Consider the following 12,459-nt stretch of genomic DNA (forward strand, 5'->3'; position numbering starts at 1 on the left):
GGGCACGGATGGCAGCTAGGCAGCACCCACCCGCGTCACAACCAAGTTTTTCTCCTCGCATTGGAAAATGTCGAGTGGAAAAGAACGTTGGGGGCGTTATTCATCTTCAAACGCAACCGATCTCGAAAACCAGGGAGTCCCGAGATGGCCGATACAGAACACTACGTGCGTGAAGACGTCCGCGGCTTTCTCGACATGCTCGAGCAGATGGGCGGCCCGCAACTGGATGAAGTGCCGCTCGACCAGGCCCGCGGCTCTTACGTCGCGATGGGCGCGTTGGCCGAGGCCGAAGCGCGCGATCTGGCAGTCGTGCGCGACTTGACCTGCCCTGGCCCGGCTGGCGAAATACCGCTGCGGCTATACGACAAACGGGAGAATCGCGAACCGGGGCCCGTGATCATGTTTTTCCACGGCGGTGGATTCGTGATCGGCGATCTCGACACCCACAATGCGTTTTGCACCGAGCTTGCCTACGCGCTCGATCTGCCGGTGGTGGCGGTCCATTACCGCCTGGCGCCCGAGGCGCCCTTCCCCGCCGCGCCGGACGATTGCGAGGCGGCTACCCGGTGGGTCGCCTCGAGCCCGTCGGCGCTTGGTCGGCAGGTGACCGGCCTCGTCACCACTGGCGACAGCGCGGGGGGCAATCTCACCATCGTCACCACGCAGGCGCTGACGGACAAGCCCGCCGACGTCCCGGTCATCGTCCAGGCGCCGATCTATCCGGTGGCCAGCGCCATCGAGGAAACCTCGAGCTACAAGAGCTTCGGCGAAGGCTTCCTGCTGACGGCGCGGACCATGGGCTTCTTCAGCGACAGCTATGCCGCGGACCCGCAGGACAAGCGCAACTACCCGATCCTGCACGAGGATCATGCCTCCACCCCCCCGACGGTCCTGATAACCGCAGGGCTCGATCCGCTGCGCGATTCGGGGCGTGAATACGCTTCCCACCTGATCCAGAACGGGGTGGATGTGATCTATATCGAGGCCAAGGGTAACGTTCATGGCTTCGTGACGATCCGCAAGGCTGTGCCGAGCTCCCAGTCCGACGTCGACGCGCTCGTCGCGGCAATCAAGCTGATGCTCGAACGTCACTCGTGAAGGCCGGCAAATGACTCCGACCGACTATCGGCCCTGCGTAGGCATCATGCTCGTGAATGAAGCCGGGCAAGCGTTCGTGGGGCGGCGGATCGACAACAAGGAAGGCGACTGGTGGCAGATGCCCCAGGGCGGAGTGGACGAAGGCGAAGACCTGACCGAAGCGGCGCTGCGCGAACTCGCCGAGGAAACCGGCATCACGGCTGACAAGATTTCCGTGATCGCTCGGCTAGAGGAAGCGATCCGCTACGACCTGCCGGAGGAGTTGATCGGCACCTTGTGGGGGGGGCGCTTCCGAGGTCAGGAGCAGACCTGGTTCCTCGCGCGGTTTTCTGGAACCGAGGAGGACGTGGACCTGGAAGCTCACGATCCTCCGGAATTTTGCGAGTTCCGCTGGATCGATCCGGAACACCTGCCCGAGATGATAATCCCGTTCAAGAAACGGGTCTATCGCGCTGTTCTGGAAGGATTTCGAGAGCTGGTTTGAAATTGGTCAGTTCTGCTGGCTGACCACCGCGTCGGGCATGACCGCCTCCGCGGTGAGCACCCGCGCCTGCGGACCTTTGGCGATGACCGACGCAAGCTGGCGGGTCTCTTCGCAAGTGTCTCCGCACATCGAGCGAAGCTTGGCGAGATTGCGCCGAGCCTTTTCCATGGCGCCCTTTTCGACAAGGGCCGCGCCCTCGCCCGAAAGCGCCGCCAGGTTTTCAGGCTCGCGCGCCAAGGCCAGGCGGTAATAACGAATAGCCTTTCCCTGCAATCCGTTAAGGCGCGCTGCTTGGGCCAGGTCGAGGAAAATCGACGTGGCAGCCGGGTCGATCGTCAGTGCCGCCTCAAAAGCGTCCACCGCCTTGTCAGGTTGACCGGCAGCAATTGCAGCGCGGCCTTCCGTCACCAACGCGGACGCTCGAGGGTCGGTTACGTGATCATCGCTCTGTCCGACGCTGGCTGTCACGGCGAACACGACGGCAAGAGCGGCGGCGGGGGCTGCGAAACGCATGACGAGCTCCTTCAAACGAGGTCGCGAGCTCGATAATCGTTCAACGACGGGCTCGACCATACCGGGCGTCGTTAACATGCCCGCGTCAGACGCGCGATGAAAAACCCGTCCGTTTCATCGCGGCCCGGCGACAATCGCCATCCCCGACCCCGCGCTTCGCCCAAGGGCAGGTCAATGTCGTCGGCGCCCCAGCCATCGTGCCGGGCAAGGAAGGACTCGATTTGACCAGCGCCCTCCTCGTCCAGCAGGGAACAGGTGACGTAGATCAGACGCCCGCCCGGCGCGACCAGGTTCGCTCCAACATCGAGTAGCCGCGCCTGTACTTGCGCGAACCGCGCAAGCCGGTCGGTAGTGAGCCGCCAGCGCGCTTCCGGATTGCGGCGCCAGGTGCCCGTGCCCGAACAAGGAGCATCGATCAGAACCGCGTCGCAGCGGTCTGCCAGATCGGCGAGCACCTCCAACTCTTGTCCAGGATTGAGCAGGCGGGTCTCGATCATCCCGGCGCCAGCTCGAATTGCGCGCGGGGCCATCCTCGCCAGTCGCGCACGATCGCTATCCGACGCCACCAGCTTGCCGCGGTTGTCCATAGCGGCGGCGATCGCCAGCGTCTTGCCGCCCGCGCCGGCGCACAGGTCGAGCACCGTCTCGCCAGGTTGCGCACCAATGGCCAGGCAGGCGAGCTGTGAGCCGGTATCCTGCACCTCTATCTGGCCGGCCTGGAAGGCATCCCAGGTCTCGACCGGTGCACCCGGCGCCACGCGCAGGCCTTGCGGGGCTGCCGTCCACTCCGCTTCGACGGGCAGCAAGATGCTTGCACGATCGGCCTTGAGCGTGTTGACCCTGAGGTCGAGTGGTGCCCGCTTGAGGAGCGAGGCCGCTTCCGCTTCGTCGATGCCCGAGGTCCTGAGCGCCGACACCAGCCACTCAGCCGCGATCCCGCCCTGGGCGACCGTCTCGCCCGGCTTAATCACTGCCGGTCCATGACCCGAGCCGTCGAACAGGTTAACCAACACCGGGTCGGTTTCGGCAAGACGGAGCATCGCCGCACGGCCGGTCGGCGGCACCGGCCCGCAGGCGCGTACTGCGCGGAAGACCAGTTCGCGCACGGCCCGCCGGTCTTTCGATCCGGCGTAGCGTCGGTTCTTGAAGTAATCGGAGATCAGGCGATCGGCCGGCGCGCCATCGGCCTTCGCAGCGGCGATGACCGCATCGAGCAACTCGATCGCGGCTTGGACTCGTGCGGCCGGAGTCATCGCCTCTTACCGGTGAGGGTAGTTCGGCGCCTCGCGCGTGATGGCGACGTCGTGCACATGGCTTTCCGCAAGGCCGGCACCCGTAATCCGCACGAAACGCGCTTTCTCTCGCAACTCCGGCAAAGTCGCGGAGCCGGTGTATCCCATCGCCGCCTTTATCCCGCCGACCAGCTGATGGACGACTTCCTTGGCCGGCCCCTTGTAAGGCACCTGACCTTCGATCCCCTCGGGCACCAGCTTCAGCGCAGAAACGTCTTGCTGGAAATACCGGTCTGCCGAACCCCGCGCCATGGCGCCGACGCTGCCCATGCCGCGATAGGCCTTGTAGCTGCGGCCCTGGAACAGGAACGATTCACCAGGGCTTTCCTCCGTCCCGGCGAGAAGCGACCCGATCATGACGCTTGAGGCCCCGGCCGCGAGCGCCTTGGCAGCGTCCCCGCTGGTACGCAGTCCGCCATCGGCAATGATCGGCACGCCCGACTTGAACGCCTCGGCCGCACATTCGAGCACCGCCGTGAGCTGGGGAACGCCTACGCCGGCGACCACGCGGGTCGTGCAGATGGAACCGGGTCCGATGCCGACCTTCACTGCATCCGCTCCGGCATCGATGAGCACACGGGTCGCCTCCGCCGTCGCGACGTTTCCGGCAACCACTTGCACCGAGTTGGAAAGAAGCTTGGCGCGCTCGACAGCGCGGGCGACATCCTTGTTATGCCCGTGCGCGGTGTCGATGATAACGACGTCGCATTCGGCCGCGATCAGCGCTTCGGTCCGGGCGAAGCCCTTGTCCCCGACAGTGGTCGCGGCGGCCACGCGCAGGCGGCCACTCTCATCCTTTGTGGAGTTGGGGTAAGTGACGGCCTTTTCGATATCCTTGACCGTGATCAGCCCCACGCAACGATAGTTCTCGTCGACCACCAGCAGCTTCTCGATGCGCCGCTGGTGGAGCAACCGGCGCGCCTCCTCCTGCCCGGTGCCGAGGGGAACTGTGGCGAGATTCTCGCTCGTCATCAATTCGCGCACCGGCTGGGCGGGATTTTCGGCAAAGCGCACGTCGCGGTTGGTCAGGATGCCGCACAGCTTGCCTGCTGAGTCCGTCACCGGGATGCCGCTGATGCGGTTCTCGGTCATCAGCGCCTGCGCTTCCCCCAGCGAGGCGTCGGGGCCGATGGTGATCGGGTTGACGACCATGCCACTTTCGAAGCGCTTGACCGCCCGTACGGCGGCGACCTGTTCCTCGATCTCGAGATTGCGGTGGAGGACGCCGATTCCGCCGAGCTGCGCCATGACAATGGCCATGTCCGCCTCGGTCACGGTGTCCATGGCGGCAGACAGTACCGGTATGTTCAGCGCAATCCCGCGCGTGAGCATGGTTCGCGTATCGGCCATGCTGGGGACGATGTCGCTTTCGCCCGGACGCAGGAGGACATCGTCGAAGGTAAGGGCCAGGGGGATGTCGTCGTGTGCCACTGCGTTACCGCTTTCCGCCGGAGTAATCGTGGCGGCCCATCTAACGAGACGGGCCCACGGCGGCTAGGGGGCGGCGCCGCTTTTTCCGCGCTTGCCCGGCCAGCGTTGCGGATCGGCGAAATATCGCACCAGTGCCTCGTTGAGCATAAGGTCTTCCGCCGCTCCGCCCAGCTCCACGCCAGCAGCCTCGTCGCTTGGTTGGTGGTAGTGCTCCGCAACGAAACGCTCGAACAGTTCCGGTCTTGCGAATGCGCTCGTTACCGAGACGGCCGGGACGTCGCGCTGGAGCAGCGCCCAGCTGTCCTGCCGCCGCACGTAATCCTGCGCCAGCCGCTCATCACCTTCCCTTCGGCCGGCTTCCGCTATTACCCGGGCTATTCCCGGCTCAAGGGGCGTGAGGCCCTTGCCGACGATCGAAACCGCGCTTCCGGCGGGCGCCACCGCCAGCGTATCGAGATTGAACGCCGCGACGATTGATTCGAGCGGTATCGAAGGGTTCTCAGTGAACGCCCTGGATCCGAGCAATCCCCACTCTTCGGCCGTTGTGGCGAGGAAATAAACGTCGCGCTCCAGCTTTGGCCCGGCCGCCAGCCGGCGCGCGAGTTCGGTCTGCACAGCGAGACCGCTCGCGTTATCGACCGCGCCGTTGCAGGTTAGGTCGTCGGCGGGCGGGGTCGCGCAACGGCCGAAATGATCCCAGTGCGCAAGCACTAGGACCGCGCCTGCGGAAGGTCGCCGGCCGGGAAGCCTCGCGATCAGGTTGTGGGTACGGACCGAACCCGGAGCCGAAGTCGCTTCCAGCGATGCGTTAAGATCCAGCGGCACGGGCCTGAAATCGGACTCCGACGCTGCACGCAGCAATTGGTCCAGCCGGTCCTGTCCCACGAGCGTCATGAGAGCGGCGCGAGTCAGGACGCCATCGATTGCGGCGCCGTCATCCCCTCCCGCGATGCGATAGGTCCCACGCCGCCGCGTGCCGGTGATCTTTGAGAGCTCGCCTTCGTCCGACACAATGGCCAGGACAGCCGAGGCGCCGGCCCGCAGAAGCGCATCGCGCTGCTCGACGTGCCCCGGATGGTCCCATAGCATGAGCGCGACCCTGCCGGCGACTTCGATACCTTCCAGCTGCTCGCCTTGCTCACCGACAAAAAGCACCGGCGCGCGCTGGACCAGGCCGCGCGTTCCAGTGGTGAAGACGGCTGCAGAACCCGCGGCCAGCGGAATTGGGCGCCCGTTGCGATAGAAGCGCACCGAGCTTTTTTCGGGCAAGCTCAGAGAAAGTTCGACAGGGGCAAACCACGGGTTCGCAGGATCGTTCGTCCCCGATTCAAGTCCGGCCGCCTGCCACTCGCGCGCGAGATATCGCAGGGTCTTCGTTTCACCGTCGGTGCCTGGCTGCCGCCCGCCAAAATCGTCGCTTGCCAGGACGGCGATGTGACGCGCCAGAGTGGCCTCAACCGCCGACTGTTCGCGCGACGACAGTGTCGCCTGCGGCGCCACCGTGGCACAGCCTGCCAGAACAGCTAGAAAGGGTAACCATGCGGACCGCATCATTTGACGTCGCAGAACCCGCATGGCGTCCCGGCTACTCGGTGGTCCACCCGCCATCTACGCTCCAGTTGGCGCCGGTGACGTTCTGTGCCTCGTCCCGGCAGAGGAAGACGGCCACCGCAGCGACCTCGGTGGGCTGAACGAACTTCTTGGTCGCCTGTTTGACCAGCAGGACGTCGTTGATGACCTCTTTGCGTGTCAAACCCCGCGCCTCCATCGTGTCGGGGATCTGGTTTTCTACCAAGGGCGTCCAGACATATCCCGGGCTGATGCAATTCGCGGTGATGCCATGCGGCGCCACTTCCAGGGCGACGGTCTTGGTCAACCCGTCGAGCCCGTGCTTGGCGGCGTTGTATGCGGACTTGAAAGGCGAGGCGACCTTGGAATGCGCGCTGGCGGTGTTGATTATCCGGCCCCACCCGCGCTGCTTCATGTGCGGCACCGCGAGACGAGTGGTGTGGAACGCGGCTGTCAGGTTGAGCGCGACGATCGAGTCCCACTTTTCAACCGGAAAGTCCTCAATAGGCGAAACATGCTGCATCCCGGCGTTGTTGACGAGGATATCGACCGCCCCCGCTCCGGCCATCAGCTCCTCGCACCCGGCGCGCGTCGTGAGGTCCGCGTTGACGTGCAATGCGCCCAGCTCTTCCCGGAGAGCGGCGATTTCGCGCTCATCGCCGAAACCGTTGAGCACGACCTCCGCGCCCTCCGCCCGCAGAGCCCGGGCCATCGCTAGCCCGATGCCCGAAGTGGATCCGGTAACCAGCGCGCGTTTGCCGTTCAGGAACATTTGCACCCCCCAGAGAATTGATCGGCCAAGCGGCCGGAGCTTGCCTTCGCGAACCGTATGGCCACTGTCCAGATTTATCACGGACATTTCGAGGGGGAGAATACATGCGGCTCAACCGGTTCGATCCATCAAGCATCAATGTTCGCGGTGGCGGTGGAGGTTTCCCCGGCGGAATGGGGGGCGGCGTCGGCTGCGGTTCCATAGTGATCGCGCTCATCGCGGCACTGGTATTCGGTGTCGATCCGAGTTCGATGCTCGGCGGGATGCAGGGCGGCGCGCCCACGACACAGCAAGGCGACGGCTCCGAACAATCGGTGGAAGCGCTATGCACCTCCAATCCTTACGCCACCGAAGCGTGCAACACGCTCCAGTCGCTCGACCAGACATGGGCACCGGTGTTCCGCCAGGCGAATGTGCCCTTCAAGCAGCCCACCCTGTTTTTCTATTCTGGGCAGGTCAATTCCGGCTGCGGGGGCGCTACCAGCGCGGTGGGCCCGTTCTACTGTCCGGCTGACGAGACGATGTACATCGACACGAGCTTCTATGATCAGCTTGACCGCCAGCTCGGCGCACGGGGTGATTTCGCTCGGTATTACGTCGTCGCCCATGAATATGGTCATCATATCCAGAAGCTCACCGGCATTGCCGACGCGATCCGAAGCGCACAAAGCCAGGATCCCCGCAGCGCGAACCAGCTCCAGGTGCGTATGGAGCTGCAGGCCGATTGCTACGCCGGGGTCTGGGCGGGGAAAAATCGCAATCTGATCGAGCCCGGGGATTTCGAGGAAGGCATGACCGCCGCCAGTGCGATCGGGGATGATCGACTGACAGGCGGGCGGGTCAGCTCCGAAAATTTCACTCACGGCACCAGTGCCCAGCGAATGGAAGCGCTGCGGGCGGGCATCGAGAGCGCCGACGACACGGTGTGCGATCGCTATGTTCAGGTCGGCTGAGGTGATCCGGGCTGGATTGCTTGCGCTGATGTTCGCTGCGGGAGCACTGACGAGCCCAGCCACAGCGCGCGACCGCAACGAGGCGGCCGCCAACCGGGAGCCTGACGCTCGCGATGTCGCGATGACGCCGATCACCGACCTCAACCTCAGCAAGGAACGAGTTCCTTCTGCCTTGGTGGCCGCACTGGCGGAACCGTATTCCAGCACCGGTCTGGAGGGATGCGCCGCGATCGAGACCGCGATTGCACAACTCGACAGTGCGTTGGGCCCCGACATGGACGTGCAGGCCACAGATGCCGACAGGCTCAGCACCGGGCGCGTAGCCAAGAGCCTGGTCGCTTCCTTCATTCCGTTTCGCGGGCTCTTGCGCGAGATCTCGGGGGCAGCCGAGCAGGAGCGAAACTGGCAGGCAGCAATCTACGCAGGTTCGGTCCGACGAGGTTTTCTGAAGGGCCTCGGGCAGCAAAAAGGTTGCAATTATCCTGCCCGCCCCGCGTTTGCCCGGGTCATCGTGTCAGACTCGGCGGAGGTTGACGACCGAGCCGCGAAGCCCGCAGAAAGCGGGGCAGCCGCGAACGCTAATCTGTCGCACGAGGTAGTGCAGCCCCTCCCCGCTGCGAAGCGCTGAAAACGCAAACGGGGGCGGCAACTGCCGCCCCCGTCGCCCGTCCGGGGCGGGGACAACGACCCGGCGGCTATTGATCCTTTTCCAGTCGCTCGATTTCGCGGTCCAGCGACCGAAGTGCTTCAGAGCGCGCGTTTTCCGGCATGTCGGCGTCGGCCGAGATGCTCGCCCGGGCCGAGCGGAGGCCTGCCAGTGCCTCCTGCCCGATGCGCTTCTGGCAGATGCGGATGACCTGCCGGCCATCGGCACTACGGCTTTCACTGACGTTGCCTTCGCCGTCGCAGGTCATGACAACCCTGGGAGCTGAGAGGCGCGCAATGCGCCCCACGCGAGCAGCCTCTTTGGCCGTCCGCGCGATCGCCTGGCGGTCGACCATGGCGATCCGCTCCTGATCCTCGCCAAGCCGCTCCATCCGCTTCTCGAGCGCCTCCATTTCCTTTTCGAAGGCTTTCTCATCGAACGCGCCATCCGGGCCCGCTCGAAGGACGCGACGCTCGATGACCCGCGGACCGCGCTCGCTATCCTCGGCCGTGCGAACGACCACGACCCGGCGCTTTCCATCCTTTCCGGTCTCGTGGATCACGTAGCGTTCTGCTTGAACCTCTGGCGGCAAAGGCGCTTCCGGCGCGGCTGGCGGAACCGGCACAGCTACGTCGTCGTTCACCAGCGGGGCAGCGGGTGGCACAGGCGGTTCGGGTAGCTGCGGCGCTTCGGGCGCTTCATCCTGAGCATAGCTGATCGACGCGGTGAGCGGGACGAGAAGCATGCTCGCACCGATCAGGAGCGCACCGGCACGCCGGCGGCGGAGAGATGGGTCAGTCATCGTAAGGTTCCTCAAGCGGTGGACGATGGATTTGTCGCCAAGCACGGGGCAAGCCATCGGCGCCGCCAGGGCACCTCGCGGGCCGGCCACCGCCGAAGCGATCAGGATGGCGTAGGCAGCGCGTTCGCTGCGGTCCCGATGCTCGATCACGCGGGCATCGCAAGCCGCCTCCTGGTCGCGCCTCATGGCGCGCCAACCGAGGAGAGACAGCGGGTTGAACCAGTGAAGCGCGAACAGTGGGAGGGCCAGAAAGTTGAACGCCAGGTCCTGTGCGCGGTGATGCGCAAGCTCGTGAGCCAGCGCGAGGTCGCGGGCGCGACGGTCGGATGACGCCATGAAGCCGGGCGGCAGCGCGACGACCTTGTCCAGCACCCCGAACGCCAGCGGAGAAGCCGTCGCGGGAGTTTCGACCAGACGAATGCGTCCGGCCTCTCCGACACAGCGTGCGCTTTCGAGCAGCTGCCGGCGGAGCTGGAAGTAGGAAGTCAGCCGCAAAGTGATGTAGATGACTACGCCGGCAGACCACACCGCAAGGAGCAGGAGTTGCCAATTGAAAGGCGCTTGTGCCGGGGCCGCGGCCAGGTAGCTCAATTCGGCGGTCCCGGTTGGCGGCAAAGGTGGCGGAACTAATACTGCCGGTCCGGGGGCGAGCCAGGCAGGAAGTACTATCGGCGGCAGCACCAGCCGCATCAGCGGCAGGAGCCAAAGCGCATAGGCGGCCTTTGGACCAAAGCTGCGCGATACCGGCCGACGGGCGGACAGGACCAGGGCGATTAGCGCCCCTGTCCAGACGAGCGTGTCGAAGATCCAGCTCATCGCCGCAGCTCCTTCAGGAGAGCCTCGATCTCCAACAAGTCTTGTTCACTGAGCGACTCGCTCTCTGCCAGATGCGCAATCAGGGGCGCTGCACGCCCTCCGAAAAGGCGCTCGACAAGCCGCCTGGATTCGCTTCCTACGTATTCGGATCGTGCGATTATTGGCGTGTAGAGGAACCGGCGTCCGTCTGGTTCGGTCTTGATGGCCCCCTTCGCCACCAACCGGCCGAGCAACGTCTTGACGGTTGGCATGGACCAATCCCGATCCTTGCAGACCCGGTCACACACCTCGGCAGCCGTAAGGGGGCTTTCGTCCCACAACGCTTCGATTACGGCGTGTTCCGCCTCGCTGATCCGCTCCGATTTCAGGTCGCTCTCATCGCTCACCGGTTGTCCTCCCCAGGTGCTTCGAACGACCTAACGATTACGTCTGTAAACATGAAGGTCAGATGAACGATTGCACAGTGCGATGCGGTTGGTAGACCGCTGGCATGCGTTTGTCCGATTGCCACAACGTGCAAGATCTCCGCCTTTTGGCGAAGAGCAGGTTGCCGTGGCCGGTGTTCGATTACATCGATGGCGCTGCGGACGATGAGCTGACCAAGCGCCGAAACACCGCTGCTTTTTCGGACTACGATCTGGTCCCGAACGTCCTCGCAGGCGTCGCTCAAATCGACACGAGTTGCACTATCATGGGCCGGCGTAGCGCGCTGCCACTGATGCTCAGTCCCACTGCGCTCCAGCGGGTATTTCACTGGCAGGGCGAGCGCGCTGTTGCCCAGGCGGCCGAGAAGTTTGGTCTATGGTTCGGCATTTCCAGCCTGGCCACCGTGAGCATCGAGGAGATCGCCGGACTGGTCTCGACGCCCAAGCTGTTCCAGCTTTACGTTCACAAGGACGCGGGCCTCAATTCCTCGATGATCGAGCGATGCCAGGCTGCCGGCTTCGACGCCTTGGCGCTGACGGTGGACACGATCGTCTCCGGGAAGCGCGAACGGTGCCAACGCAGCGGTTTCACCACCCCTCCCCGGTTCACTCCAGCCGCGCTCTGGTCGTACGCCACCCGGCCAAGATGGACCGCCGACTACGTGCTCCGCGAGCGGTTTCGCCTGCCGAATCTCGACAGCCACGTACAAGAGGGCACTGGCAAGGCAGTATCGATAGCCGAATACTTCAATACGATGCTCGACACGGCGATGGACTGGGACACGGCCGCGCGCATCCGGCAGGACTGGGGCGGCACGTTCTGCCTCAAGGGCGTGATGAGCGTGGGCGACGCGCGGCGGGCGGTCGAGATTGGGGCTGACGCCATCATGATTTCCAACCACGGGGGACGTCAGCTCGACGGGAGCCGCGCGCCGTTCGATCAGCTTGCCGAGATCGTCGATGCCGTCGGCGGGCAGATCGAGATAATCTGCGATGGGGGCGTCCGCCGGGGAACCCACGTCCTGAAAGCGTTGGCACAGGGCGCGACTGCTGCAAGCGGCGGGCGACTTTACCTGTATGCCCTCGCCGCCGCCGGCCAACCGGGTGTGGAACGTGCGCTAGGGCTGCTCCAGGACGAGATCGAACGGGGGATGCGGCTGATGGGTGTCACGTCCATCGATCAGCTTGACCGCTCGATGCTGCGGACACGCTAGTCCGCGGCGATTCCGACAAGGACCATCGCCACCAGCACGACCAGGAAACCGTTGAATACCAGGAGCAACCACTCCGGAAATTTCGCGGCGTCGGGCGCGGGGCGGAGCGATCTGCCGGTGAGTTCGCGCCAGATACCCGCCACGAAACAAAAGCCGGCAAAGACGATGAGCGCGAGTGAAGTGGCAAGCACCATCCACGGCGCTACCAGCTTGTCCAGCAGCGCCTTTGCGCCGATCCCGGCGGCCAGGCTGGCCAGACCCGTGCGCATCCAGGCCGCGTAAGTCCTTTCCGCCGCCAGCAAAGTGCGGTCCGCCGCCAATTTCGTCCGCCGCGATGCGCTGTCTTCCTGCGTTTCGGCGCTGTCGACCAAGGTGTCCGCGCTGTCGGCGAGCTTTTCCTGGGCAACGGCTGCGCGATGTTCGACCGGTGTCGCCATGCAGTCC

At 64.7% G+C, this 12,459-nt stretch carries 13 protein-coding genes; 5 read left to right on the forward strand and 8 right to left on the reverse strand.

What is annotated here, in order from left to right; all coding sequences use genetic code 11:
• Positions 1 to 144 precede the first annotated feature (144 nt).
• Positions 145 to 1,098: an alpha/beta hydrolase gene (locus IEW58_RS06400; protein WP_188644367.1), complete on the forward strand. Its 954-nt coding sequence runs from the start codon at positions 145 to 147 to the stop codon at positions 1,096 to 1,098.
• A gap of 10 nt (positions 1,099 to 1,108) precedes the next feature.
• Positions 1,109 to 1,582, forward strand: coding sequence for an RNA pyrophosphohydrolase (locus IEW58_RS06405; protein WP_188644368.1), 474 nt, complete (start codon positions 1,109 to 1,111; stop codon positions 1,580 to 1,582).
• 6 nt (positions 1,583 to 1,588) lie between these two features.
• On the opposite strand, the gene IEW58_RS06410 is transcribed toward IEW58_RS06405, so the two are convergent.
• The 5 genes from IEW58_RS06410 to IEW58_RS06430 all read right to left on the reverse strand — a co-directional run bounded on the left by IEW58_RS06410 (position 1,589) and on the right by IEW58_RS06430 (position 7,159).
• Complete coding sequence (locus IEW58_RS06410) at positions 1,589 to 2,095, reverse strand: tetratricopeptide repeat protein (RefSeq protein WP_188644369.1); 507 nt, start codon at positions 2,093 to 2,095, stop codon at positions 1,589 to 1,591.
• 71 nt (positions 2,096 to 2,166) lie between these two features.
• Entirely contained in the window at positions 2,167 to 3,348 is a 1,182-nt protein-coding gene (locus IEW58_RS06415) for an RsmB/NOP family class I SAM-dependent RNA methyltransferase (protein ID WP_188644370.1), read from the reverse strand.
• Between the two features lie 6 nt (positions 3,349 to 3,354).
• Positions 3,355 to 4,818 carry an IMP dehydrogenase gene (gene guaB, locus IEW58_RS06420; protein ID WP_188644371.1) on the reverse strand — a complete coding sequence of 488 codons (1,464 nt, stop codon included), beginning with the start codon at positions 4,816 to 4,818 and terminating at the stop codon, positions 3,355 to 3,357.
• 63 nt (positions 4,819 to 4,881) lie between these two features.
• Positions 4,882 to 6,318 (reverse strand): M28 family metallopeptidase, encoded by a 1,437-nt coding sequence (locus tag IEW58_RS06425; protein ID WP_188644372.1) that lies wholly within the window; start codon positions 6,316 to 6,318, stop codon positions 4,882 to 4,884.
• A gap of 85 nt (positions 6,319 to 6,403) precedes the next feature.
• Entirely contained in the window at positions 6,404 to 7,159 is a 756-nt protein-coding gene (locus IEW58_RS06430; RefSeq protein WP_188644373.1) for a 3-hydroxybutyrate dehydrogenase, read from the reverse strand.
• 104 nt (positions 7,160 to 7,263) lie between these two features.
• On the opposite strand from IEW58_RS06430, the gene ypfJ reads away from it, so the two are divergent.
• The gene (gene ypfJ, locus IEW58_RS06435; RefSeq protein ID WP_188644374.1) at positions 7,264 to 8,112 is read left to right on the forward strand and encodes a KPN_02809 family neutral zinc metallopeptidase; all 849 of its coding nucleotides are present in this window, start codon (positions 7,264 to 7,266) and stop codon (positions 8,110 to 8,112) included.
• Between the two features lie 121 nt (positions 8,113 to 8,233).
• Entirely contained in the window at positions 8,234 to 8,740 is a 507-nt protein-coding gene (locus IEW58_RS06440) for a hypothetical protein (protein ID WP_188644375.1), read from the forward strand.
• A 67-nt stretch (positions 8,741 to 8,807) separates the two neighbouring features.
• Here IEW58_RS06440 and IEW58_RS06445 read toward each other — a convergent pair whose 3' ends face one another.
• Both IEW58_RS06445 and IEW58_RS06450 read right to left on the reverse strand, forming a co-directional pair.
• Positions 8,808 to 10,376 (reverse strand): M56 family metallopeptidase, encoded by a 1,569-nt coding sequence (locus IEW58_RS06445; RefSeq protein WP_188644376.1) that lies wholly within the window; start codon positions 10,374 to 10,376, stop codon positions 8,808 to 8,810.
• On the reverse strand, positions 10,373 to 10,762 hold the full coding sequence (locus tag IEW58_RS06450) for a BlaI/MecI/CopY family transcriptional regulator (protein ID WP_188644377.1): 390 nt from the start codon (positions 10,760 to 10,762) through the stop codon (positions 10,373 to 10,375). The genes IEW58_RS06445 and IEW58_RS06450 overlap by 4 nt, the downstream gene beginning before the upstream one ends.
• A gap of 104 nt (positions 10,763 to 10,866) precedes the next feature.
• Between IEW58_RS06450 and IEW58_RS06455 the strand changes: the two genes are divergently transcribed.
• On the forward strand, positions 10,867 to 12,015 hold the full coding sequence (locus tag IEW58_RS06455; protein ID WP_188644378.1) for an alpha-hydroxy acid oxidase: 1,149 nt from the start codon (positions 10,867 to 10,869) through the stop codon (positions 12,013 to 12,015).
• Here the strand turns inward: IEW58_RS06455 and IEW58_RS06460 are convergent.
• Positions 12,012 to 12,452: a YidH family protein gene (locus tag IEW58_RS06460; RefSeq protein WP_188644379.1), complete on the reverse strand. Its 441-nt coding sequence runs from the start codon at positions 12,450 to 12,452 to the stop codon at positions 12,012 to 12,014. The two genes, IEW58_RS06455 and IEW58_RS06460, sit on opposite strands and share 4 nt — an antisense overlap.
• Positions 12,453 to 12,459: the final 7 nt, after the last annotated feature.

Origin of the sequence: Tsuneonella deserti, from assembly GCF_014644315.1 — a bacterium.
Classification (GTDB): Bacteria; Pseudomonadota; Alphaproteobacteria; order Sphingomonadales; family Sphingomonadaceae; genus Tsuneonella; species Tsuneonella deserti.